Origin of the sequence: Luteimonas terrae (assembly GCF_031457535.1) — a bacterium.
Lineage (GTDB): Bacteria > Pseudomonadota > Gammaproteobacteria > Xanthomonadales > Xanthomonadaceae > Luteimonas > Luteimonas terrae_A.
This window is the reverse complement of record NZ_JAVDWO010000009.1, coordinates 17,700-41,978: the sequence shown is the minus strand read 5'-3', so window position 1 is coordinate 41,978 and position 24,279 is coordinate 17,700. Positions and strand designations below refer to the sequence as shown.

Annotated in this window: 21 protein-coding genes and 1 pseudogene; 13 read left to right on the top strand and 9 right to left on the bottom strand. The window is 67.9% G+C overall.

The features are described from left to right. Nucleotides 1–124 precede the first annotated feature (124 nt). Nucleotides 125–1,756, bottom strand: coding sequence for a Na+/H+ antiporter (locus J2W68_RS11720; RefSeq protein ID WP_310236097.1), 1,632 nt, complete (start codon nt 1,754–1,756; stop codon nt 125–127). Nucleotides 1,757–1,883: 127 nt separating this feature from the next. Between J2W68_RS11720 and J2W68_RS11715 the strand changes: the two genes are divergently transcribed. The 4 genes from J2W68_RS11715 to J2W68_RS11700 all read left to right on the top strand — a co-directional run bounded on the left by J2W68_RS11715 (nt 1,884) and on the right by J2W68_RS11700 (nt 6,078). Next, the gene (locus J2W68_RS11715) at nt 1,884–3,902 is read left to right on the top strand and encodes a M3 family metallopeptidase (protein WP_310236095.1); all 2,019 of its coding nucleotides are present in this window, start codon (nt 1,884–1,886) and stop codon (nt 3,900–3,902) included. Between the two features lie 398 nt (nt 3,903–4,300). Beyond that, nucleotides 4,301–5,035, top strand: a complete 735-nt coding sequence (locus J2W68_RS11710) for a hypothetical protein (RefSeq protein ID WP_310236092.1) — start codon at nt 4,301–4,303, stop codon at nt 5,033–5,035. Between the two features lie 78 nt (nt 5,036–5,113). Beyond that, on the top strand, nt 5,114–5,488 hold the full coding sequence (locus J2W68_RS11705; protein ID WP_310236090.1) for an EF-hand domain-containing protein: 375 nt from the start codon (nt 5,114–5,116) through the stop codon (nt 5,486–5,488). Nucleotides 5,489–5,574: 86 nt separating this feature from the next. After that, complete coding sequence (locus J2W68_RS11700; protein ID WP_310236087.1) at nt 5,575–6,078, top strand: hypothetical protein; 504 nt, start codon at nt 5,575–5,577, stop codon at nt 6,076–6,078. Nucleotides 6,079–6,154: 76 nt separating this feature from the next. Here J2W68_RS11700 and J2W68_RS11695 read toward each other — a convergent pair whose 3' ends face one another. The 3 genes from J2W68_RS11695 to J2W68_RS11685 form a co-directional block, all read right to left on the bottom strand. Beyond that, nucleotides 6,155–6,586 (bottom strand): PepSY domain-containing protein, encoded by a 432-nt coding sequence (locus J2W68_RS11695; protein WP_310236085.1) that lies wholly within the window; start codon nt 6,584–6,586, stop codon nt 6,155–6,157. Between the two features lie 104 nt (nt 6,587–6,690). Beyond that, nucleotides 6,691–8,097, bottom strand: a complete 1,407-nt coding sequence (locus J2W68_RS11690; RefSeq protein WP_310236304.1) for a UdgX family uracil-DNA binding protein — start codon at nt 8,095–8,097, stop codon at nt 6,691–6,693. Nucleotides 8,098–8,235: 138 nt separating this feature from the next. After that, nucleotides 8,236–9,516 (bottom strand): putative DNA modification/repair radical SAM protein, encoded by a 1,281-nt coding sequence (locus J2W68_RS11685; RefSeq protein ID WP_310236083.1) that lies wholly within the window; start codon nt 9,514–9,516, stop codon nt 8,236–8,238. A 194-nt stretch (nt 9,517–9,710) separates the two neighbouring features. On the opposite strand from J2W68_RS11685, the gene J2W68_RS11680 reads away from it, so the two are divergent. The 4 genes from J2W68_RS11680 to J2W68_RS11665 are packed head-to-tail and all read left to right on the top strand — an operon-like array spanning nt 9,711 to nt 13,958. After that, nucleotides 9,711–10,496, top strand: a complete 786-nt coding sequence (locus tag J2W68_RS11680) for a cytochrome c oxidase subunit II (protein WP_310236079.1) — start codon at nt 9,711–9,713, stop codon at nt 10,494–10,496. Continuing rightward, nucleotides 10,493–13,033, top strand: coding sequence for a cytochrome c oxidase subunit I (ctaD, locus tag J2W68_RS11675; RefSeq protein ID WP_310236078.1), 2,541 nt, complete (start codon nt 10,493–10,495; stop codon nt 13,031–13,033). The genes J2W68_RS11680 and ctaD overlap by 4 nt, the downstream gene beginning before the upstream one ends. A 14-nt stretch (nt 13,034–13,047) precedes the next feature. Next, the gene (locus J2W68_RS11670) at nt 13,048–13,404 is read left to right on the top strand and encodes a hypothetical protein (RefSeq protein WP_310236075.1); all 357 of its coding nucleotides are present in this window, start codon (nt 13,048–13,050) and stop codon (nt 13,402–13,404) included. A gap of 14 nt (nt 13,405–13,418) precedes the next feature. Continuing rightward, on the top strand, nt 13,419–13,958 hold the full coding sequence (locus tag J2W68_RS11665; RefSeq protein ID WP_310236072.1) for a DUF2231 domain-containing protein: 540 nt from the start codon (nt 13,419–13,421) through the stop codon (nt 13,956–13,958). 627 nt (nt 13,959–14,585) lie between these two features. Here the strand turns inward: J2W68_RS11665 and J2W68_RS11660 are convergent. Continuing rightward, the gene (locus J2W68_RS11660; RefSeq protein WP_310236069.1) at nt 14,586–15,086 is read right to left on the bottom strand and encodes a CopD family protein; all 501 of its coding nucleotides are present in this window, start codon (nt 15,084–15,086) and stop codon (nt 14,586–14,588) included. A gap of 113 nt (nt 15,087–15,199) precedes the next feature. Between J2W68_RS11660 and J2W68_RS11655 the strand changes: the two genes are divergently transcribed. From J2W68_RS11655 to J2W68_RS11640, 4 genes are all read left to right on the top strand, one after another. After that, entirely contained in the window at nt 15,200–16,111 is a 912-nt protein-coding gene (locus tag J2W68_RS11655; protein ID WP_310236067.1) for a cytochrome c oxidase assembly protein, read from the top strand. Then, a complete protein-coding gene (locus J2W68_RS11650; protein WP_310236065.1) occupies nt 16,108–17,427 on the top strand; it encodes a ferredoxin reductase family protein in 1,320 nt (439 codons plus the stop codon). The genes J2W68_RS11655 and J2W68_RS11650 overlap by 4 nt, the downstream gene beginning before the upstream one ends. 291 nt (nt 17,428–17,718) lie before the next feature. Beyond that, nucleotides 17,719–18,897: a mechanosensitive ion channel family protein gene (locus tag J2W68_RS11645; protein WP_310236063.1), complete on the top strand. Its 1,179-nt coding sequence runs from the start codon at nt 17,719–17,721 to the stop codon at nt 18,895–18,897. Nucleotides 18,898–18,925: 28 nt separating this feature from the next. Then, nucleotides 18,926–19,921 carry an aldo/keto reductase gene (locus tag J2W68_RS11640; protein WP_310236061.1) on the top strand — a complete coding sequence of 332 codons (996 nt, stop codon included), beginning with the start codon at nt 18,926–18,928 and terminating at the stop codon, nt 19,919–19,921. 243 nt (nt 19,922–20,164) lie between these two features. On the opposite strand, the gene J2W68_RS11635 is transcribed toward J2W68_RS11640, so the two are convergent. Continuing rightward, the gene (locus J2W68_RS11635) at nt 20,165–21,148 is read right to left on the bottom strand and encodes a bile acid:sodium symporter family protein (RefSeq protein WP_430539722.1); all 984 of its coding nucleotides are present in this window, start codon (nt 21,146–21,148) and stop codon (nt 20,165–20,167) included. Between the two features lie 167 nt (nt 21,149–21,315). Between J2W68_RS11635 and J2W68_RS11630 the strand changes: the two genes are divergently transcribed. Beyond that, entirely contained in the window at nt 21,316–22,395 is a 1,080-nt protein-coding gene (locus J2W68_RS11630) for an endonuclease/exonuclease/phosphatase family protein (protein WP_310236058.1), read from the top strand. 56 nt (nt 22,396–22,451) lie between these two features. Here the strand turns inward: J2W68_RS11630 and J2W68_RS11625 are convergent, their stop codons facing one another. From J2W68_RS11625 to J2W68_RS11615, 3 genes and pseudogenes are all read right to left on the bottom strand, one after another. Continuing rightward, nucleotides 22,452–22,814: a hypothetical protein gene (locus J2W68_RS11625; RefSeq protein WP_310236055.1), complete on the bottom strand. Its 363-nt coding sequence runs from the start codon at nt 22,812–22,814 to the stop codon at nt 22,452–22,454. 86 nt (nt 22,815–22,900) lie between these two features. Continuing rightward, nucleotides 22,901–23,461, bottom strand: coding sequence for a DUF6630 family protein (locus J2W68_RS11620; RefSeq protein WP_310236052.1), 561 nt, complete (start codon nt 23,459–23,461; stop codon nt 22,901–22,903). Nucleotides 23,462–23,759: 298 nt separating this feature from the next. Beyond that, nucleotides 23,760–24,266 (bottom strand): annotated as a pseudogene (locus J2W68_RS11615) (pyridoxamine 5'-phosphate oxidase family protein); the annotation flags it as partial. Between the last annotated feature and the right edge of the window lie 13 nt (nt 24,267–24,279).

Below are 24,279 nucleotides of genomic sequence, written 5' to 3'. Positions count from 1 at the left end.
GGTTGGATGGGGGCGCACCACAGGACCGCCGAAACATCTGATTCAAGCAGGACAGCGCCCGCGCACGCTCCTATCTGACGGTTCGCCACCACCCAACCCGCCCCGGTACACGTGCGGGCTCGACCTAGCGATACCGCGCTTCCATCAGATCCAGATCACGCACCAGCTTGCGGGCGACCTCGTCGGAGATTTCGCGGTGCCGTGCGAGCGCATAGATGCGTTCGCGCTCGGCGTGCACGCCGGCCAGGCGCAGCGCGCGCTCGGCCTCGTCGGCGCGGCGCAGTTCGGCGGCGTCCACGCCCAGCGCGCCGTCACGGCGCAGCCGCTCCTCGTATAGCGCCATCACCCGGACCGCGGCACTGGCGTAGAGGTCGGGATTGGCCTGTGCCGCCGGCAGGGCGTGCTGGGCGCGTTCGACCGCGGCCACCGCCGCGACCGCCGCTTCGTGGCGGGCCCGATCGAGCTCGCGGTCATCCTCGTCTTCCTCGGGCACTTCCAATCCGCGCAGCAGGCGCGGCAGCACGAAGCTGCCCAGCAGCAGCGACAGGATGATCACCGCGGCGGCGAGGAAGATCGCCAGATCCCGGGTCGGGAACGGCGTGCCGTCGTCGAGCAACAGCGGCAGGGTCAGTACGCCGGCCAGGGTGATCGCGCCGCGCACGCCGGCCAGCGACATCGCCGCGACCAGTCGGATGCGCGGTCGGGTGTCGTGGCGTCCGCTGCGATACAGCCCGATCCTCAGCGACACCCAGACCCAGGCGAAGCGCAGCGCGAACAGGCCGCCGTAGATCACGAAGACGAACACCGCCAGCCACCACGGATCGACATGCCCGGCCTCGCGCACCGATTGCACCGCGCGCTCGACGATCCACGGCAACTGCTCGCCCAGCAGCACGAAGATGATGCCGTTGAGCGAGAACTGCACCGTGTCCCAGACCGCGGCGCGCTGCACGCGCGTGGTCGCCAGCGCGCGACCGCTGAGTTCGACGTAGCTCATCGTCACGCCGGCCGCGACTGCGGCGAGGATGCCCGAGGCGCCGATCTGCTCGGCCAGCAGATAGGCGCCGAACGGGGTCAGCAGGCTGATCAGGATCGGCGTGCCGGCCTCCTCGCCGAACACGCGCGAGACCAGCGCGTGGCCGCGGTTGACGCCGATCGTCAGCAGCGCGCCGACCGCGACGCCCGCCAGCGCCAGCCACAGGAAGGTCAGCGAGGCCGACATCAGCGAGAACGTGCCGGTCAGCGCCGCGGCGACGGCGAAGCGGAAACACACCAGACCGGACGCGTCGTTGAGCAACGATTCGCCTTCCAGGATGTGCATCACGCGCTTGGGAATCGGCGCGCGTGCGGCGATCGACGACACCGCGACCGGATCTGTCGGCGACAGGATCGCCGCCAGCGCGAACGCGACCGCCAGCGGCATCACCGGGATCATCCAGTGGATCAGCAGGCCCGCGCCGATCACCGTGAACACCACCAGCCCCAGCGCCAGTTGCAGGATCAGCCCGCGGTCGCGGAACAGGCCGCTCTTGGGAATGCGCCAGCCGTCGAGGAACAGCAGCGGCGGCAGGAACAGCACGAAGAACAGGTGCGGATCAAGGGTCACGCCGCGGCCGAACACACCGGCGATCGTCGCGCCCAGCGCGATCTGCACCAGGGGCAATGGCAGCGGCAGCCAACGCGGCATCACGCGGGTCAGGTAACCGCCCGCCACCACGGCCAGCAGCATTACCAGGACGACTTCGATCGAATGCATTGCGGAACGGCGCGGCGCCGGAGCGAGGCCGCCACGATAGCGCCGAAGCGGCGGCGTGGCGCATCGACACCGGCCATGCAGCCCCCCGCCTAGAATCGGCCCCCTTCGCATGCTGATGGATCGTTCGATGGACAACCCGCTGCTGGATCAATCCGGCCTGCCGCGCTTCGATGAGATCGAGCCGGCCCACGTGCAGCCCGCGATCGACGCGCTCGTCGTCGAAGCCGAAACAGCACTGGCCCTGGCCGGCCGGGCGCAGCCGGTCACCTGGGACAACGTGATCGCACCACTGGAAGACGCGACCCAGCGCCTGGGCCGCGCCTGGAACCAGGTGGGCCATCTCAATGCCGTGGTCAACACGCCGGCGATGCGTGAGGCCTACAACACCGCGCTGCCCAAGGTGACGGGGTTCTTCAGCGCGCTGGGGCAGGACCAGGCGTTGTTCACCGCCTACCAGGCGCTGTCCGACCAGGCCGACGCACTGGGGCTGGATGTGCTGCAGCGCCGCGTGCTCGCCCATGCGTTGCGCGATTTCCGGCTTGGCGGCGCCGCGCTGGCAGATGCCGAGCGCGCGCGGTTTTCGGAGATCCAGCAGGCACTGGCGAAGCTGTCGTCCGAGTTTTCCGAGCACGTGCTGGATGCGACGGACGCGTTCGCGGTGTACGTGGAGGACCTGGCCGAACTCGACGGGCTGCCCGAAGAAACCCTGGCGGCCGCACGCGCGGCGGCCGAACGCGACGAGCGGCCGGGCTGGAAGCTCACCCTGCAGATGCCGTCCTATCTGCCGATCCAGACCTACGCGACCAACCGCGCGTTGCGCGAGCGCTTCTATCGTGCCTACGGCCTGCGCGCGTCGGAGTCCGGCCCTGAAGCGCTCGATAACGGACCGCTGATCGGCCGCATCCTCACGCTGCGCGACGAGCAGGCGCGCCTGCTGGGCCACGCGAACTACGCCGAGCTGTCGCTGGCCACCAAGATGGCCACCGCCCCCGACGCGGTGCTGGCCTTCCTGCGTGATCTCGCCGCGCGCGCCCGACCGCATGCCGAAGAGGATCTCGAAGCACTCGCAGCGTTCGCACGCGAGCAGCTCGGCATCCCCACGCTCGAGCCCTGGGACATGTCGTTCGCCAGCGACCGTCTGCGCCAGGCGCGCTATGACTACTCGGCGCAGACGGTGAAGCGCTACTTCACCGAAGACCGCGTGCTGGCCGGCCTGTTCGACGTGATCCAGTCGCTGTACGGGCTGCGTGTCGAACGCGACCAGGCGCCGGTCTGGCACGAAGACGCGCGCTTCTACCGCCTGACCGATGCCGACGGCACGCTGGTGGGCCAGTTCTATCTCGATCTCTACGCCCGCGAAGGCAAGCGCGGCGGGGCTTGGATGGACGATTGCCGCAACCGGCGCGCGACCGCCGACGGTGTGCAGACGCCGGTGGTCTATCTGGTCTGCAATTTCGGCCGCGGCACCGGCGGCCGCCCGGCGACCTTCACCCACGGTGAAGTCACCACGCTGTTCCACGAGATGGGCCACGGCCTGCATCAACTGCTGACCCAGGTGGACTCGCTGCCGATCGCCGGCATCAACGGCGTGGAATGGGACGCGGTGGAACTGCCCAGCCAGTTCATGGAGAACTTCTGCTGGGAATGGGAGCGCGTGCAGGCGATGACCGCGCATGTCGACACCGGAGAGCCGCTGCCGCGCGAACTCTTCGACCGCATGCTGGCCGCGCGCAATTTCCAGAGCGGCCTGCAGACGCTGCGGCAGATCGAGTTCTCGCTGTTCGACATGCTGCTGCATTCGGACTTCGACGCCAGCCGGGACGACGTGCAGGCCCTGCTTACGCGCGTACGCGACGAGGTCGCGGTGACCCGCATCCCCGACTGGCACCGCTTCCCCAACCAGTTCAGCCACATCTTCGCCGGCGGTTACGCGGCCGGCTACTACAGCTACAAGTGGGCCGAAGTGTTGAGCGCGGATGCGTATGCGGCGTTCGAGGAGTCCACCGATCAGCTGTCGGTGACCGGCGGACGCTTCCGCGACGAAGTGCTGTCGCGCGGCGGCAGCCGTGATGCGATCGAGAACTTCCGCGCGTTCCGCGGGCGCGATCCGGATATCGCGGCCCTGTTGCGGCATAGCGGCATGTAAATCTCTTTCCGCCTTCGGCGGAAAGCACCGACGTCCCTCTCCCGTTGGGAGAGGGGAGGACCACCTGCAAAGCAGGTGGTGGGGTGAGGGAATGACGTTCGCGGCACGTGTTGGCGAAGCATCGCTTGCAGGTCTCGGCGGATTTGATCCTGAAGATTGCAGACGCGCTGCTGACCAACGCGGTGCGCGCTCGATTTGCGCACGCTGATCGCGCCGCGCCCAAAGCGCCCTCACCCCGGCCCTCGCGCCAGCGCGAGGGCGTTCGTAGACACGCGAGCCAGTGGCTCGCAAGCGTCCCTCCTGACCCGAGCGGGAGAGGGGCTTGCGAGGACCTCCCACGACACCCTCACGCCCCCGGTGCGAGCATCCGCGCCGGTTCCCCGCCGGAAAACACCGCCATGCGCCTGCTCGTCCTGCTGTGTTCGATCGCGATGCCGGTCATCGCCTGGCTGTCGCAGACCGGCGCGTTCGGTCCCGACCAGGGCACGATTTCCGACCGCTATCCCACCCTGCTCGTCGCGGCTGGGTATGCGTTCTCGGTCTGGGGACTGATCTTCTTGCTCGATCTCCTCTACGCGATCTGGCAGACCACAGGCGCACGCCGTACCGAACCGCTGCTGGGCCGCATCGCGCCCGCCACCGCGCTCGGATTCTTCCTCACCGCGATCTGGATGCCGCTGTTCTCCGCTGGACTGTTCTGGGCCTGCGTTGTGGTGATCTTCGGCGCGCTGATGGCGCTGGCCTGGTGCGCGGTGCAGCTGTCGACCGCGGGCAATGCGAGGCGCTACCGTCTGGCGTGGCTGGCGCTGTCGATCCACGCCGGCTGGCTGTCGCTGGCGGCGTTCCTCAACGTCGCGCAGACGATCGTCGCCTACGAGCTGCTGTCGACCAGCCGCATGCTCGGCTGGAGCCTCGCGCTGTGGGCGATCTCGGCCGTCGTGCTGCTGGTGCTCAACCTGCGCATGCGCGGCAACATCGCCTATCTGGCGATCGCGCTGTGGGGCCTGTTCGCGGTCTGGTTCAAGCAGACCGAATGGCCACTGACGGGCGCGGTGACCTCCGCGTGGGTCGCGCTCGGTATCGGTGTGGTGCTGACGATCCAGACCGCCCTGCTGCGCCTGCGCCAGCGCTGAAGCCGGCGCCGCTGCGTTCATGCGTCGTGCGGGGGCGCGTTGCGACCCTGTGGCCTCAGACACATGACAGGGGGTTCCATGATCCGCACATCCACGGCTGCCGGCCTGCTCGCGCTCGCCGCGGCGCTGCCCGCCTTCGCCCAGGTCACGACCTCGCCGCTGCAGCAGGTCGACGCGCAACCCGAACTGTCGTCGCAGTCCGGCCGCCAGACCGGCGTGGTCACGATGGATCGCGACGACGGCCCGCAGATCATCGTCCGCTCCTACGAGCCGCGTTCGGCGCTGGGCGACCAGTACCGCGTCGACTTCGCCGCACTCGACGTGGACGGCGACGGCTACATCAGCCGCACCGAAGCCAAGACGCATCCGGCGCTCGACGCGGAATTCAACGCGATCGACAGCAACCGCGACGGCCGCCTGAGCCGCGAGGAACTGGCGGGCTGGCTGCGCTGATCGGTCGCACCCTCGGGCGCCGCATCGCGTCCGCGCTGCGCTAGCCTATGCCGCCCCCGGCAACCGGTCGGCGACGGAGTGTTCGCGTGCACCAGAATTCCCATGACGACATCGATGCCCCGCGTCCGCGCGGCCCGCTGCTGGTCGGCGCGGTGTTCGTGTTGATGATCGGCATCTTCATCGGCGCACTGAGCGCCACCGTACTGCTGCGCATGAGCATCGGGTCGGCCGGCGATCTGAAGGCGCGCGAGGCGATCCGCCTGCATGCGTTGCTGGAGGCGCCCGGTGGCATCGCCGAGCCGGACACGTCGACCGAACGCACGACCGCGGCCTTCGCCCACAGCTTCATCGTCAGCACCGCGGCGATCGATGCGGTGTCCTCGCTCGACGAACGCGCACAGCTGGTCGGGATCGCGCGCTGGATGGTCGAAACCGATGCGCTGACCGCGCGCGAAGATGCGGTTTCGCGCTGGGCGATGATCGCCGCGCGCTGCGTGGACACGAATGCCGAAGCGCCCAAGGACGCGGCGAACTGCGTGCGCGACGAGATGCCGCACGACGTGCCGATTCCGGACCACGCACGCGACTGAGGCGTCACCTGCGGGATCCAGACAGCAGAACGCCCGGCCGAAGCCGGGCGTTCCGATATCACGAGGCGCGCAGAGATCAGTCGCGCGATTCGCTGACGACGCGGCCGTCCTCCGGATCGAGCTTGAGATCCATACGCACGCCCTGGGCGTTGTCGGCCTCGGCCTCCCACATGCCGTCATCGAACTTGACGTCATCGATGCGGGTATAGCCCGCCGCCGTCAGCTTGGCGCGGATATCCGCTTCGCCGAGGCTGGTCGCACCGGCATTCTCCGGATAAATGCGGCCGGTCGCCGGGTCCAGACGCACATCGATCTTGCTGCCGTTGGCGTCCTTGACGTCGGCTTTCCACACGCCGTCCTTGAACTCGACATCGGTGATCTCGGTGTACCCGCCTTCGGTCAGCGCGGCGCGCACCTGGGTGCTGGTCATCGCGTCCTGCGCGACGGCGGCGCCCGCAGCCAGGGACAGGGCCAGAACCAGGCCACGGACAGCAGTCGACTGCTTCATCGGGGAAACTCCTCGCATGGGTGTGCGGCGAGTCTTGGTCGCCTGCCGCGAAGCAGAAGTGAACACCGACGCGCCCTGTTCAGCCGCGCGGCGCACACAACGTGTCAGGTCTCGACCAACCGGCGCAGATCGTCGACGAACCCCGTGTAGGCCGCGTCCTGGGCAGCGGGTTCGCCCTGTCGCAGCACCCATGACGGATGCACGGTCGCGAACGCACGCACGCCATCCTCGCGCGTGCGCCAGATGCCGCGTTCTTCGGTCAGGCGCACGCCGGGACCCAGCACCGCCCGCGCCGCGCTCGCGCCGAGACAGACGATGCGCTCGGGCTGCACTTGCGCGATCTCCGCGCGCAACCAGCCGTTGCAGGCGTCGATATGCGCCACGTCCGGCCGCTTGTGCAGACGACGCTTGCCGCGCGGCTCGAAGCGGAAATGCTTGACCGCATTGGTCAGGTAGAGCGTGTTGCGGTCGATGCCGAGCTCATCCAGCGCGCGCGAGAACAGGCGCCCCGCCGGGCCGACGAACGGGCGTCCGGACAGGTCTTCCTCATCGCCCGGCTGCTCGCCGACGATCATCGTGCGCGCGGTCGAAGGTCCTTCGCCGAACACGGTCTGCGTCGACGGTTGCCACAACGGGCACCGCCGGCAATCGCGCGCCGAGTCGCGCAGCGCTTCAAGCGTGCCGGCCACCACAGGCGCGGGCGTCGGCGCTGCGGGAATGCGGCGACGCGGCGCTTGATGCTCGCGCTCGGCCATCTCGCGTACGCGCAGGCCGGCGTCGCGGACGAGTCCGGGCAGCAGCGCGGCTTCCGGCAGATGCTTCCAGTATTTCTGCGGCATCTCGCTGCGCATCATCGTGGTGTTGAGCCGCGCCGGATTGAAGATGTTCGCGTAATAGGTGCGCCAGAGATCCTCGCGCGCGTCTTCGGTGGGCGCATCGGCGCGTGCGCCACCATCGGCGAACGCGAGCGCCTCGCCGTCCCACATCGCCGTGCGGTAGGGGGTCACGATCGCCCAGCGCATGCCGGCAAACCGGCGCGCGAAGAACGGCGCCACGCGGTCGACGATGTGGTGGTCGGGCTCGAACCAGGCGATGTAGTGCTCGTCGTCGCCAGGCACCTCGCGGAAGCGCACGAAGGCCTTCATCTTGTGGCTGTCGCGGCGCACCGCCTGCGCCATTGTGTTGGCGCGGTGCACGTCGGGATCGGACGCGCGCTGCAGCAATGCGCGCTCGCCTTCGGCAATGCGCCAGAGCATGCGATAGAGCAGGCCGTGGCGGTCTTCCGCGCGGTGGCAGAGCACGGCGTTGGCGAGGGCAAGGAATTCTGCCGGCACGCGGGGCGCGGGACGCTCCGCCGGCAACAAGGCGAGATCGCTGCCACCGAGCAGCGAGCCCTGAATGCCGCCACTCCAGTCGATGCGCTCTGGTGCGACACCGGCGCGCAACGCCGCACGCGAGGCGGCGCGCCAGACGGCTGGATCCCAAGGCGGGTCGACGTGGGCGGCGACCAGCGGGTCGACGGTGTGGCGATTCATGCCGGGCACGTCATCGGCACCGCGTACGTGTAGGAGCGCGCTTGCGCGCGATGCGGCGTCACCAGGAACGCTCCGTCGCGCGCAAGCGCGCTCCTACACAAAGCCGCTCTGTCATCAGAACAGACTCGCCTGCCGCGGCTGCGGTGCGAGTTCGCTGCGCAGGCGCGCGGGATCGTCGAGGCGCTGGCGTGGGTGATGGCCCGGCGTGATCACGAACGGCATGATCTTTTTCAGCGGCACACGCAGACGGGCGAGATCGTCGAGGCGCAGCGCGCCGTGCGGGCGCGCGGAAATGATGCGCTCGACGTTGCGCGTGCCCAGACCCGGTACGCGCAGCAGCATCTCCCGCGGCGCGCGGTTGATGTCGACGGGGAAGCGTGTCGGATTGCGCAGCGCCCAGGCCAGCTTGGGATCGACGTCGAGATCGAGCATGCCCGGCGTTTCGGCGTCCACGTCCTCCGCATTCGCCGCATCGGGCGTGATCTCGTCGACGTCGAAGCCGTAGAAGCGCAGCAGCCAGTCGGCCTGGTAGAGGCGATGCTCGCGCAGCAGCGGCGGCGACTGCAGCGGCAGGTTTTTAGACGCATCCGGAATCGGGCTGAAAGCCGAGTAGTACACCCGCCGCATCCGGTAGGTGCCGTACATGCGGTTGCTGGTTTCCAGGATGCTGCGGTCATTGGCATCGTCGGCGCCGACGATCATTTGCGTGCTCTGCCCCGCCGGCGCGAACCGCGGGGCCTTGGCGCGGCGCACGGTGACGCCCTGCCGTTTCACCCGACGCGCGTCCTTGTCCTCGTCGATACGCCATTTGAGTTCGCCCATCGCGCCGTGGATGCCGGCGTGGGTCTTCTCCGGCGCCAGCGCCGACATGCCGGCCTCGGTGGGCAGTTCGATGTTGATGCTCAGGCGATCGGCATAGCGACCGGCTGCGGCCAGCAGTTCCGGCGCGGCGTCGGGAATCGTCTTGAGATGGATGTAGCCGGCGAAGCGGTGGTCCTCGCGCAGGCTGCGCGCGACTTCGACCATCTGCTCCATCGTGTAATCGCCGCTGCGGATGATGCCGCTGGAGAGGAACAGGCCTTCGATGTAGTTGCGCTTGTAGAAATCCAGCGTCAGCGTCACGACCTCCTCAGGCGTGAAGCGCGCGCGGCGTACGTTGCTCGAAACGCGGTTGACGCAGTACGCGCAGTCGAACACGCAGAAGTTCGTGAGCAGGATCTTCAGCAACGACACACAACGGCCGTCGGGCGTATACGAATGGCAGATGCCCATACCCTCGGTACTGCCGATTCCGCCGGTCTTCGACGAGTCGCGCTTGTTCGCGCCGCTCGACGCGCAGGAGGCGTCGTACTTGGCGGCGTCGGCGAGGATCGCGAGCTTGTCGGTCAGATTCACGCGCCTACTGTGCCTGTCAAACGTCTCAGGCCCTGAGACTGCCGGACGCGCTGATCCGCGCTGTGTGAGCACGGCGCGAGGCCCACGTCGTGCCGGCGCATTCACAGAATGTGGCCGCGTCCATCGGTAGCGTATTTCGAGGGCTCGCCGACCGGCCGCCCGTGTACATGGACACTGGGGCCGCACCAATCGACATGCCGATACGAGATCGCCGACGCTCCGGCGCCCTGCTTGCCGCCGCATTCGCGGTGCTGTTCAGCGCCTGCGCCGGTCCGCAATCCATGCTCGATCCCGCGGGTCCCGCCGCCGCCGAGATCGCCCGCGGAAGCTGGTTGATGACGGGCCTGTTCACCGTGGTCTGGGTGGGTGTGCTCCTGTTGCTGTGGCACACCCTGCGCCGGCGCGATGCGGGCGCGGGGCCGCGACGTCCCGAGCGCCTGATCCTGTGGGGCGGCGTAGCACTGCCGCTGGTCGTCGTCGCGGCGCTACTGATCTACGGCACGCTGACCAGCGCGCGCGTGACCGGCGTGGGCAGCGAACCCGATGCGGTGATCGAAGTCACCGCGCGCCAGTGGCAATGGCACTTCCGCTACCGCGACGGCAACGACCAGGTGATCGGCGAGAGCATCGACGAACTGGCGATGCCGCTGGGGCAGATGATCGAGTTCCGCATCACCAGCGAAGACGTGATCCACAGCTTCTGGATTCCGCGGCTGGGCGGCAAGGTCGATGCGATTCCCGGCCGTATCAACACGCTGCGGCTGCGCGCCGACCGCGACACGCCGATGCGCGGCCAGTGCGCGGAATTCTGTGGGCTGGAACACGCACGCATGCTGTTTCCGGTCCGCGTGATCAATCCAGCAGCGCTGCCCGGTTGGCTCGCCGAGCGTGACGCCCGGCCTGCGGACGAACCGCCATCTGCGCATGCGCCCGCCGGCCGCGCGCCGCCGCGCCATGGTGCTTCGGAGGATGTGCTGTGAGCCCCGCAACACCCGACCACACCATCCCCACGCCCGGCGATCACCTGCGCCATGCAGACCGCCTCGCACGACTGACACGTGTGTGGGCCAACGGCCCGGGCATTGTCGGCCAGCTGACCGCGGTCAACCACTCCACGGTGTCGATGCGCTTCATCGTCACCGGTTTCGCCTTCCTGCTGGTCGGTGGCCTGCTGTCGATGTTCATGCGCCTGCAACTCGCCTGGCCGGGGCTGGAAGTGCTGGATCCGCAGCGCTACGCGCAGTTCGTGACCATGCATGGCACGACGATGATGTTCCTGTTCGCGGTGCCGATCATGGGCGGCTTCGGCATGTATCTGGTGCCGAAGATGATCGGCGCGCGCGACCTGCCGTTCCCGCGGCTGTCGGCGTTCGGCTACTGGTGCTACCTGTTCGGCGGCCTGTTCCTGTATTCGAGTTTCATCTTCGGCAGCGTGCCCGACACCGGCTGGTTCATGTACACGCCGCTGAGCGATTCGACCTATTCCCCGGGCAAGGGCGCGGATTTCTGGCTGATCGGCGTGACCTTCGCCGAGATCGCGGCCGTGGTCGCGTCGGTGGAGATGATCACCGCGGTGCTGATCACCCGCGCGCCGGGCATGGACCTGCGGCGGATGCCGCTGTTCGTCTGGGCGATGCTGGTCACCGCCCTTATGATCGCCTTCGGCTTCCCGCCGCTGATCCTGGCCAGCATCCTGCTCGAGATCCAGCGCGCGTTCGACTTCGCATTCTTCGAGGTCGCACGCGGCGGCGATCCATTGCTGTGGCAGCACCTGTTCTGGCTGTTCGGCCACCCCGAGGTCTACATCATCTTCCTGCCCGCCGCCGGCGTGGTGTCGATGGTGGTGTCGACGTTCGCGCGTCGGCCGATCGTCGGCTACACCTGGATCGTGCTGGCGCTGGTGGCGACAGGCTTCCTCAGTTTCGGGCTGTGGGTCCACCACATGTTCGCGGTCGGCATTCCGCTGCTCGCGCTGGCGTTCTTCAGCGCCGCCAGCATGATGGTGGCGATCCCGACCGGCATCCAGATCTTCGCGTGGCTGGCCACACTGTGGGCCGGCAAGCCGTGGCTGCGCGTGCCGATGCTCTACATCATCGGCTTCTTCGTGGTGTTCGTCTGTGGCGGCCTCACCGGCGTGATGCTGGCCTTCGTGCCGTTCAACTGGCAGGTGCACGACACCCATTTCGTCGTCGCCCACCTGCACTACGTGCTGATCGGCGGGCTGATGTTCCCGCTGTTCGCCGGCCTGTATTACTGGCTGCCGCTGGCCAGCGGTCGCATGCCGAGCGAATCGCTGAGCCGCAGCGGGTTCTGGCTGGTGTTCATCGGCTTCAACCTCGCGTTCCTGCCGATGCACGTGACCGGCATGGTCGGCATGCCGCGCCGCGTGGACACCTATGCGATGGAACTCGGCGTGCACTGGCTCAACCTGCTGTCGACCGCGGCGGGCTTCGTGATGGCGGTCGGTGTGATCGCGATCCTGATCGACGTGGCGCTGTGTTTCCTGCTCGGTCGCCGCGGCGTCGAGAATCCGTGGCAGGCCGGCACGCTGGAATGGGCGGTGCCGACGCCGGTGCCGACCTACAACTTCGCTTCGGTGCCGCAGATCGAGAGCCGCTATCCGCTGTGGGACAACCCGGAGGTGGTCGAGGCCACACGGCGCACCGATGGCCTGCTGGGCGAAGCACACGACGACCGCCGCGAAATGCTCGGCACCGGCATCCAGTCCGGCCGCCCGGAACAGGTGATCCGCATCTCCACGTCCACCTGGCTGCCGATCCTGGCCGCGGCCACGATCGCCGTGCTGCTGGCCGGCTTCATCAGTTCACAGTACTGGCTGTCGATCCTGATGCTGGTCCCGCTGCTCGGTCTGTTCCTGCACTGGGCCTGGACCACCGGTGACCGCCATGCGCCGACCGAGATCGAAATCGCGCCGGGCCTGCGCCTGCCCACACAGGCATCGGCGCGCAATGCGCCGGGCTGGTGGGCGCTGGTCGGCACGTTGCTGATCGACGGCTCGCTGTTCGCCTCCCTGGCGTTCGCCTATTTCTATCTATGGCTCAACGCGCCGGCCTGGCCGGCGGGCGGTGCGACAGTGATGGCGTGGACGCCGGCCCTGACTGCGCTTTCCCTGCTGGCGCTGCCGCTGATCGCGGCCTGGCGCGGGCCTGCAGCGCTGGCGGCCGGCCGGCTGCGCACGGCGATCATGTGGCAGGGCGTGGCGCTCGTTGGCGGCGCCGCGTTCCTCGCGGTGCATCTGCCGGCGATGTGGACCGCGGTCGGCGCGCCCCAGGTGCATGCCTATGCGTCGGTGGCGTGGACGCTGGCGGGTTTCCACGCGGTGCATGTGTGCGTGGCACTGCTGATCGGCGGCTTCGCCGCACTGCGTATCCATCACGGTTACGTCGACGCGGTCCGCAGCCTCGAGTCACGGATCGCCGCCGGCTTCTGGCGCTACACCGTCGGCATCGGCGTGGTCACCTGGGCGGTGCTGCACCTGTTCCCGAGGTGGGTATGAACCAGCCAGCGCGTATGACCCTGACCCGCATGAGCGTGCCCTACGCCCTGTGGGCGCTGCACTTTGTCGCCCTCTACAGCCTGCAGGGCCTGGCCTGCGCGCAGCAGCTGTGGCGTGAGCGCCTGGGCGGGCTGGAACTCATGACGTGGGTGCTGTGGGCGCTGACTGCGGTCATCCTCGCCGCGATCGCGTTCGAAGCCCGGCGTGCTTGGCATATCCGTCGCGCCTTGCAGGTCAGTGACGAGACAGGCCGCGCCGACCACGAACGACGCTCTTTCCTGGTGACACTGACCCTTCTGGGCGCGGCGGTGTCCGCGCTCGGCGTCGTGTTCACCGCTTCGCCGCTGGCGATGCTCCCGACCTGCGCCTGAGGCGCCAGACATCCATGCGCGACGATCTCAAACAACCGGTTCCCGACACCCAGAGCCACACCGTGGAGAGCGTGCTGGCGATCGCCAAGCACCCCATCCACCCGATGCTGGTGACGTTCCCCATCGCCTTCCTGTCGATGGTCGTGATCACCGACGTGCTCTTTCTGTGGCTGGGGGCGCCGTTCTGGGCAGAACTTTCGTTCTGGCTCAACGTCGGCGGGCTCGGCTTCGGCGTGCTCGCCGGCATCGTCGGCACGATCGACATGATGTCGATCCGCGTCGTGCGCCGGCATGTCTCGGCCTGGAACCACTTCATCGTCGCGGTGATGGTGCTGGCGATGGCCGCACTCGGCGTCTGGTTGCGCCTGCCCGGCCACGCCGAAGCCGTGTGGCCGTGGGGGCTGCTGTCGTCGGCGACGATGGCGGTACTCGTGGGCGTGGCCGGCTGGCTCGGCGGCACGCTGAGCTTCCGGCATGGCGTGGGTGTGTATGGGGACGGGGAAACCGACGCGCAGAATGGGCGCGATGCGGTGGAGAAGCCGCCGGCGGAGTAGGGCTTGCGTTTGCGTCTGCCGTTCGCTTTCCGCATTTGAAGTGCGTAACGAAATCGCACATGTGCGCAGACCCATCGGGCGCCGCACATGGATGTGCGGCGTTTTTCGACCGAGCCAGGATGGCGAGTCGAAAAATCCCGGAACGAGTGAATCGCCGGATTAGCTTTGTCGGGGCTGGCCCTTTTCTTTGGTTCCGTTTCTTTTGGGCCAGCAAAAGAAATGAACCCGCTCGCCGCAAGGCGAGTGGAAGCGTTTGACGTTGCCGCTCGCCGCAGGCGTAAGACCAAGATCACACGCTTTCGTCCGCTGACGCGGCCGAGTTCATTTCTTTTGGTGGACGCCCACGCGCGCAGCGCGAACGGCGCAGCCGACCCGAAGGGGGAGCATCGAAGATGCGAGTCAAAGAAACGGAACCAAAGAAAAACGTCTCCCCGACACGTCCGAAGCCCGCGGCTTGTAAGTGCGCACGATTTTCCGACTCGGCATCCTGCCTCAGTCGGAAAACGCCGCCCATCCATGGGCGGTGCCCTCCGGGTAGGCAGCTGTGTAGCGCCTTCCGTTTTAAGAAGTACCAGAGCGAATCACAAGCAAAGCAGAGCCAAGGCGGAGCAAAGGCGGAGCAAAGCACTACGGCCTCGCGGCGCCATCCTCCAGCCCCGGCACCACATCCTCCACATCCACATTGCGCGACGGCGGCGCCGGCAGATCGCCCAGCGTCTGCGGCTTGGCTCCCGTCAGCCCGGCGATCAGCAGCAGCAACACCAGCGGGATCCATCCGATCACCCGGAAGAACGTCGGCCCATGCCGGCAGCGGTCGTGGCCCAGTTCGTAGAGCAGCAGGCCCATGTACAGATGCAGCAGCACCGCGCCGGCGACGACGACGAGCTTGAGCACCAGCCACGCGCCACTCGGATTCCAGGCGATCAGGATGCCGCCCAGAGTGATCGTCACCAGCGCGGCCGGGGTCATGATCCGGAAGAACAGGGTGTTGGTGACCGGGTTCCAGTAGGCGGGATCGGAATCGATCTCGCGACGATGCCGCGCGACGAACAGGCGCGGCAGGAAGAACAGGCCGGCGAACCAGATCGTCATCGCCAGGATGTGCAGGACCTTGAGCCAGAAGTACACCGGCGCTCCACGAATCGTCGAATCGCGCAGCGTACGCGGGCACGCATCAAATCCGTGTGGGGCCTTGGCCACCTCGACGCGATATCCAGCCCCCGGCTGCTAGGGTCGGCTGCATGTCGCGCGTCGCTTCCCTGGTCCAGATCACCGCCGGCCTGGCGTCCCTGCTGGCCGCATCGACGGCCGCTGCGGCAATGCCGGAAGGCCCCCCGCCACCGCTCGGCTACGCATGGACGTTGTCGGTGTGGTCCCTGCTGCCCATGTCAGCTGCAGTGGGGCTGTACCTCGCCGGCCTGGTCCGCCTGCGCGAAGCATCCTCCGGCCCCGCGCATGGCGTGCGAGGGCCGCTCGCCTTCGCCGCCGGCATGAGTGCGCTGGGCCTGGCCCTCGTCTGGCCGCTGGACACGTACGCGGCCTATGCGCTGTCGGCGCATGTCGCCCAGCACATGACCCTGCTCGCCTGGGCACCGCCACTGCTGCTGATCGCGCGGCCCTGGGCGGTGGCGTCCCACGCGCTGCCTTCGGCGGTCGCTTCAACGCTCGGCCGCGTCTTCGCGCCCGCCGTCAGGCTTGCACACCGCCAGCTCGGCGCGGCGACGCTCGTGCATGTCACGACGATGTGGCTGTGGCATCTGCCGGCCGCGACCGCGGCGACGCTGGCCAGCGAATCACTGCACCGGGCGATGCTCGCGAGCGCGCTGCTGGCCGGCCTGTGGTTCTGGAGTGCGGTGCTGCATCGGCTGCGCACGCGCGACGGCGGCGCGGCCGGCGGGTTCGTCGCGCTGGTCACGGCGATGGTGCTGATGGGGTTTCTCGGCGCGATGCTGACGTTCTCGCCGCGGCTGCTGTATCCGGCCTACACCGACCGCGCGCTGCTGGCCGGCCTGGATGCGCTACGCGACCAGCAGCTCGCGGGTCTGCTGATGTGGGTGCCGAGCGGACTGCCGTACCTGGTCGTCGGCATGTGCCTCGTCGTGGCACTGCTGCGCAACGTGCAGCACGGCGCGACCGATGGACCGGCAGTATGAACACCCGCTGGCGGCGTCTGCTGCTGTGGCTGCTCGCTTGGATGGCGATGGCCTTGCTGCCGATGGCGATCGCGCTGTCGGGCAATCCACCCGCGGTGCGCGACCGTATTGTCGAAACCGGCGCGATGCTCGGCCTGCTGGGACTCGGCGTGCTGTCGGCGCAGGCGCTGACTTCGGGCCGCCAGCGCTGGTTCGCCAAGGGCCTCGGCCAAGACGACGTGCTGCAGTTCCATCGCCAGACCGGCCTGCTCGGCTGGGCGCTGGTGCTGGCGCATCCACTGACGATGTTCCTCGGCGATGCGCGGCTCCTCGACTATCTGGATCCACGCGAGGACTGGGTGCGCGCAACACCGCTGTGGGGCGCGCTGCTCGCGGTGACGTGGCTGGCAATGACCTCGTTGTGGCGACTGTCGTTCGGCCTGCAGTACGAACACTGGCGGGCACTGCACGGCGCGCTCGCGTTGATGGTCGTGGCAATCGGCCTGGGCCATGCGTTGATGGTCGACCACTACACCGCGCCACTATGGAAAAAGGCTGGACTGCTGCTGGCCGTCGGCGCGTCGATCTACGTCGTGCTCGAACAACGCGTGCTGCGCCCGTGGCGCCTCGCGCGACGTCCGTGGACGGTGCAGTCGGTCGAGACCGCGCGCGACGGCAGCCACATGCTCCGCCTGCTGCCGGCTGGGCACGACGGGCTAGACTTCCGCCCGGGCCAGTACGCGTGGATCACGATCGGCGACACGCCATGGCGACTGCAGCAGCATCCGTTCTCGATCAGTTCCAGCGCCGACGACACGACGCTCGAATTCACGATCAAGCCGCTCGGTGATTTCACCCAGCGCGTGGGCACGTTGTCGCCGGGCACACGGGCCTTCGTCGAAGGACCGTACGGCGAGTTCGTTTACCAGCCGGCGCTGTGTCCGGACGGCGCGATCTTCATTGCCGGCGGTGTCGGCATCACCCCGATCATGAGCATGCTGCGCACCGCGCGCGATCGCGGCGCGACCGCGCCGCTGTGGCTGGTCTACGGTAATCCGGAGTGGGACGAGGTGCTGTACCGCGACGAGCTGACCGTGCTTGCAGAAGAACTGCCGCTGACCGTGATCCACGTGCTCGAAGATGCGCCCGATGGCTGGGACGGGGAGACCGGGCATGTCGATGGCGACCTCATCGACCGGCGGTTGCCGGCCGACCTCGCCGCGCTGCCGGTCTATGTCTGCGGCCCGGACGCGCTGGCCAACGCGGTCGAACCCGAACTCGTCGCACGCGGCGTGCCGTCGGACCGCCTGTACTCGGAGCGGTTCAATCTCGTATGAGCGCACGCGGAGACTCGACCCGATGATGCACCGCCACCTGCGCCGCGCCGGCGTGATTGCTGCGATCACTCTGGTCTGCATTGCACTCGCGGCAGCCTGGCTGCGCTGAGCGTTTTGTAAGAGCCGCCTATAGACATCGCCGGGTATGTAGGAGCGCGCTTGCGCGCGATCTGGCTGCATCGCGATCCCATCGCGCGCAAGCGCGCTCCTACATACACACGCTGCGCCGCGCGGATTAACAGTGTGTGGACCGGTCCGGTCGCACACTGACCCGCCGTCGACGAGACTGCCATGCGCTCTGAATGGACCCATCTCGCTGCCATCGCGTGGCCGTTGCTGGTCGCGCTGATCCTCGGCATCGCTGTCCACTGGAGTCTGCGTGCTCTTGCCCGGGCGGCAAGTCGCCGCGCACGTGAGCAAATGCGCGCGCGCATCGCGCATGTGGTCGCGGTGCCCGCGGCGGTCGCCCTTCCGCTGTTGTTCCTGTCGCTGGCGCTCAACGCCACGCCGATCGATCCGGACCTGCTCGGCCAGCTGCGCCACTGGATCGCGATCGGCGGCATGTTGTGCCTGACCTGGCTGGCCGCGCGTGCGGTCGGCGCGGTCGAGGAACGCATCCTGCTCGAGCATCCGGTGGACGTGGAGGACAACCTTGCCGCGCGCCGCATCCAGACCCAGGCACGGGTGATCAGCCGCGTGATCCAGGCCGGCGTGGTCCTGGTGGGCGTGGCATTAGCACTGATGACCTTCCCGCAGGTGCGCCAGATCGGTGCGGGCCTGCTGGCCTCGGCCGGCATCATCGGGCTGATCGCCGGCGTCGCCGCGCAGCCGGTATTCGGCAACCTGATCGCCGGCCTGCAGATCGCGCTGGCGCAGCCGATCCGTCTCGACGATGTGGTGATCGTCGAAGGCGAATGGGGCCGCATCGAGGAGATCACCTCGACCTATGTCGTCGTCCGCATCTGGGACGAACGGCGCCTGGTGGTGCCGCTGCAGTGGTTCATCTCGAACCCCTTCCAGAACTGGACCCGCACCAGTGCGCAGCTGCTGGGCACGGTGTTCCTGTGGCTCGACCACCGCGCGCCGATCCCGGCGATCCGCGAAGAACTGCAGCGCATCTGCGAGGCCGATCCACGCTGGGACCGCCGCGTCTGCGTGACCCAGATCACCGAGACCGACAAGCACACCATCGAAGTGCGCCTGCTGGTCAGCGCGCGCAATTCCGGCGAACTCTTCGACCTGCGCTGCGCGGTACGCGAAGGCATGCTGGCCTTCCTCGACGCGCACCATCCGCAGGCACTGCCGCGCGTGCGCAACGAGGTCACCGACGGCGACGCGCGCCGCGCCGCCATCCATGCGGTCGCGCCGGTGGCCCACGCGAGCACGCAGTCGCCGGGTGCTGAAACAGACTCGGAGACGACTGTCGAAGCGGACCTCGACACCGGCTTGCCATCGGGCCATGCACAGTGAGCCCTCGCATTCACGACGGAGTACCGCGATGAAGACCCGCACCCTCGGCCTCGGCGGCCCCACCGTCTCGGCGATCGGACTCGGCTGCATGGGCATGAGCGCGTTCTATGGCGGCCGCGGCAGCGATGCCGACGCGATTGCCGTCATCAAGCACGCGCTCGACCAGGGCATCACCCTGCTCGACACCGCCGACATGTACGGCCCGCACACCAACGAAACGCTGGTCGGCCGCGCGATCGACGGTCGCCGCGATGATGTGTTCATCGCGACCAAGTTCGGCATCCAGCTCGATCCGTCCGATCCGCACGCACGCGGCATCAACGGCTCGCCCGCGTACGTCCAGCAGGCCTGCGAGGCGAGCCTCAAGCGGCTCAACATCGAGACCATCGATCTGTACTACCAGCATCGCGTGGATCCCGAGGTGCCGATCGAGGACACCGTGGGCGCGATGGCGCGACTGGTCGAACAGGGCAAGGTGCGGCATCTGGGCCTGTCGGAAGCCTCGGCCGACACGTTGCGACGCGCGGCCAAGGTGCACGCGATCGCCGCGCTGCAGAGCGAGTACTCGCTGTGGTCGCGCGATCCGGAAACCAACGACACCCTCACCGCCTGTCGCGAACTCGGCGTGGGCTTCGTGCCGTATTCGCCGCTGGGCCGCGGCTTCCTGACCGGCACCATCCGCAACATCGAGGACTTCGACGAGGACGACTACCGCCGCCATTCGCCACGTTTCCAGGGCGAGAACTTCGACCGCAATCTGGCGCTGGTCGAATCGGTACAGGCGATCGCGCAGGACTACGGCGTCACGCCGGGTCAGCTCGCACTCGCCTGGGTGCTGTCGCAGGGCGACGATCTGGTGCCGATTCCGGGCACCAAGCGCATCGGCTTCCTCGACGAAAACATCGCCGCGCTCGACATTCATCTCACCGAAGACGATCTGGCGCGCATCGATGCGATCTTCCCGCCCGACGCGGCGTCGGGCACGCGCTACCCGGCGGCGGGCATGGGTGCGCTGAACCGCTGAGTGCGGGAACACGCCGAATACATACGTCTGCGGTAAGCCGCTCCTTCCTCCGCGCGCGGGGGCATTGCGCCCCATACGGGTGGAAATCGGGAAGGGGGCAAACCGTACGTCCAAGTGGACGCACCGTCAGGCACGAAGCTCGGCGCACGCGCCCATTGCTTGCTCGATCGAGTCGTTCGCCCCCACCCAACCCTCCCCCGCAGGCGGGGGCGGGCTTCGAACGCAGTGCGCGAAGGCTTCAGCTCATCGCGCATCCGCGTCCGGCGGTGCGCCTTCAGCGTAGCGTCGCGCGACCACCGCGCAGACGATCAGCTGGATCTGGTGGTAGATCATCACCGGCAACACGATCGCACCCAGCCCGCCACTGGCGAACATCACCTTGGCCATGGGCAGGCCGGTGGCCAGGCTTTTCTTCGAGCCGCAGAACACGATCGCGATCTCGTCGGCCCGGTCGAATCCGAGACGTCGCGCGATCCATGCGATCAGCGGCATCGCGATCCCGAGCAGCACGGCGCACACCGCAGCGACCGCGAGCAGCGTCCACACCGGCGTGTCGCGCCACAGGCCTTCGACCACGGAGGCGCTGAAGGCGGTGTAGACCACCAGCAGGATCGTGCCCTGGTCGGTCCAGCGCAGCACCGCCCGCCGGCGTTCGACCCAGCCGCCCACGTAGGGACGCAGCAGGTGTCCGGCCACGAACGGCAGCAGCAGGAGCAGCATGATCTTGCCGACGGCGGTGAGCGGATGCGCCATCCCACCGCCCGCGCTGCCGACCAGCAACGCCATCAGCAGCGGCGTCATCGCCACGCCGAGCAGGCTCGAAAGCGATGCGCTGCAGACTGCGGCGGGCACATTCCCGCCAGCCATCGAGGTGAACGCGATCGACGACTGCACCGTCGACGGCAGCGCGCACAAAAACAGCACGCCGACGTAGAGCTCGGGGGTCAGCAGCCAGCCCGACAGCGGCTTGCCCAGCAGGCCGATCAGCGGAAACAGCGCGAACGTGCACGCGAGAATCGTCAGGTGCAGGCGCCAGTGCAGCGCGCCGGCGACGATCGCTGCACGCGACAGACGCGCGCCGTGCAGGAAGAACAGCGCGGCGATCGCGACATTCGTCACCACGTCCATGACCGCCGCAGCACGGCCCTGCACCGGCAACAGCGACGCCAGCGCGACGGTGGCCAGCAGCAACAGCGTGAAAGGATCGATTCGCGAGCGCAGGGACATGCGGAGAATGCCGCCAGTGGGTACCGACGGCTGCGGATGGCGGTTGCCTATGGTCGCAGCCACAAGCGGACGCAGCCAGCGGCCACAGTGCAACGCCGCGTCCCGGGTTCACACGATTGCGGCGCGCGCGTGTTCATAGTGCGCCTCCCGCCGACCCCAAATCCACGATGCTGACCCTCACGTTCGCCGCAGTCACCGCGTTGCTGGTTGTCGCGACCCTGATGCCGACCATCCGCAGCGGCGCCTGGTGGATCCGCGGATTCGATTTCCCGCGCCTGCAGCTGCTGCTGCTTTCGGCGCTGATCCTGGTGCTGCAGCTCGTCTTCCATCCGATCGACGATCCCTGGACGACCGCCATCGTCGTCATCAATGCGGCCTGCATGCTGTGGCAGGCGTGGTGGATCATTCCGTATACGCGCATGGCGCGCGTCGAGGTGGAGGATGCGCCGGCGGACGCGCAGACCCGGATCCGGCTGATGGCCAGCAACGTGCTGACCACCAACCGTAATGCGGATCCGCTGATCAACGTGGTACGCGCGCAGCGGCCGGACGTGCTGATCGCAGTCGAGACCGACGAATGGTGGGAAGCGCGGCTGGACGTATTGACCGACGCGCTGCCGCACGTGATGCGCTGCCCGCTCGATAATCTGTACGGCATGCACGTGTACTCGCGGCTGTCGCTGCACGACGCCGAGATCCGCTATCTGGTCGAGGACGACATCCCGTCGATTCACGCCACGCTGGAACTCGATGGGGGCCGCCGCATCACGCTGCACGCGCTGCATCCACGGCCGCCGAGCCCGACCGAGTCCGACAGTTCGGTGGACCGCGATGCGGAACTCGTGATCGTCGGCCGCGCCGCCCACGACGCCACGCTACCGGTGATCGTCGCAGGTGATCTCAACGACGTGGCGTGGTCACGCACTACGCGCCTGTTCCGCAAGCTCAGCGGCCTGCTCGATCCGCGCATCGGTCGCGGCATGTACAACACTTTCCACGCCAAGCTGCCCGGCCTGCGCTGGCCGCTGGATCACCTGTTCCACAGCCAGCACTTCACCCTGGTCGGCATGCAGCGGCTGCCGGACATCGGCTCGGATCACTTTCCGATCCTCGTCGAACTGGCGCTGTCACCCGGCAAGAACGATGCCGACGCCGGCCTCGATGCCGATGCGAAGGATCACGCGGATGCGAATGCGGCGGTCGCGCAGTCAGGTGCTACGGATGGGGCGCCGGATATCCAGCGCTGACCACCGGGTGATGCAAGGGCCGTCCGTGTCCCAGCGCTCTCGAGACGCTTGACGCTTCAGCGTTCCAATCGCGCCCGCAGATCGCGCAGGTCGCGCTGGGCGACGTTCTTCAGCGTTTCTTCCCGCCACGCCTCCGCCGCTTCTTCGCCCGACATCGCCATGCGACGTTCGTACTCCGGCTGCATCTGTTCGCGGCGGAGTTCGCGGATACGGCGGTATTCGGTCTTCAGCGCCGACATGCGACGGATCGGGCGGTCGGTGGGGATCGGCTCCAGCCATGCGGCCCGTTGATCTCCATCGAGCACCGCACGCGGCGGTTCGGCGCTCGCATCCGGGCTCGTGGCCCAGGCCGGCGCCATGCATGCGGCGGCCAGCGACAAGGCGCAGCCCCACGTGGTGTAGACGGTTCGGCTGTCCATGGCACCCTCCCATGCGGCGACGGACAGCCGCACCGTAGCAGGGAATCTGCGAACGGCGTGTTCAAGCCGCGCGTTCAGCCATTCGTTCAGCCAGCGCCGGGACGCACGTCCAGTCCGAGTGCGTGGCCGATGACACGCATGCCTTCGTCATCGTCGCGCGGGGCCATGACACCGGCGACGGTGTCGTCGCCCGTATCCCAGGTCCACAGTGTGTAGCCGGCCACGCGCAGCTGGTCGTAGGCGGTGTCGAGCAGGGCGTGGGTAGACGCGCCGGCCAGTGCGACTTCGTCGGTCGGGTCTTCAACGCCCCAATCGAGTTCGACGCGGAAGCGCTCGGCCAGTGTGTCGATTGCGTCGATCAGGGTCGCGCGCTCGTCCTCGGGCACGCGGAAACTCGCGCGCCAGTCGGTCGCCGACTCGAGCGCGGCCTGCACGGCATCCTGTGCATCGTCGTCGCCCAGCGTCTCGCGGAAGGCCTGGAATTGCTGGGTCGCGGCGTCTTCATCACCCGGATTGATGCGCAGCAGCCACTGCCACGCGATCGCTTCCAGATCGCCGTCATGCGCTTCTTCTTCGCCGTCGTCGCGCTCGGGTGCGCCGAAGGAAAAGTTGTCGTCAGGATCGAATTCGTGCTCGTGCGCGGCCATGACAGGACTCGAAGATCGGGCGGCGTAGTGTGCCGCGGCGGCAGGGCCGCGGCACACCGGATCGCGATCGGAGCGGGTCTGCGACTCAGCTTCGCGCGGCGGTCTTCTTCACTGCGCGCTTGCCGGTCTTTGCGGTGCGCTGGGTCGCGGCCTTCTTCGCGGCCGTCGCCTGCTTCGCAGCCGGCTTCGCGGCCGCGGTCTTGCTGGCCGCCTTCTGCGTAGTCTTCTTCGCGGCTTTCTTCGCACCGCCACGTGCATCGGCGTGCGACGGCGGCAGCTTCGAGGTCTTGTTCGGGCCGCGCAGCTTGACGATGCGGTTCTCGCCCATGACTTCTTCGCGCTTGGTCACGCGCGCGACCGCGAATGCGATGGCCTTGCCGATCAGCGAGCCCGGGCCGTCCCAGTACTCGGCGGTGTGCGCCTGCACTTCGATCAGGGTGAGCTTGGGATCGTTGACGCCGCGCGGAAAGTAGGCCTTGAGCGCATCGTTCCAGAACGCTTCGATCTTCGCCGGATCCTCGTTGACATAGGCGTCGCCGGTGACCGACACGTAGGTGTTGCGGCCCTTGGACGCGTACGCGAGGTTGACCTTGGAATTGCGCGCGATCTCGGCGACCTTCGGGCTGTCGGAGGCAACGAAGAACCACACCCGCTCGCCGTCGAACTGCGCCTTCTGCGTCGACAGCGGCCGGCTGACCAGATAGCCGCCCGGACCCACGGTGGTGAACATCGTGATGTCGATGTCCTCGATCAGTTTCGCGATCGTCTGCGCGTCCTTCGCGCCCTTGCTGCTGCGTGTGGCCATGTCGCACTCCCGT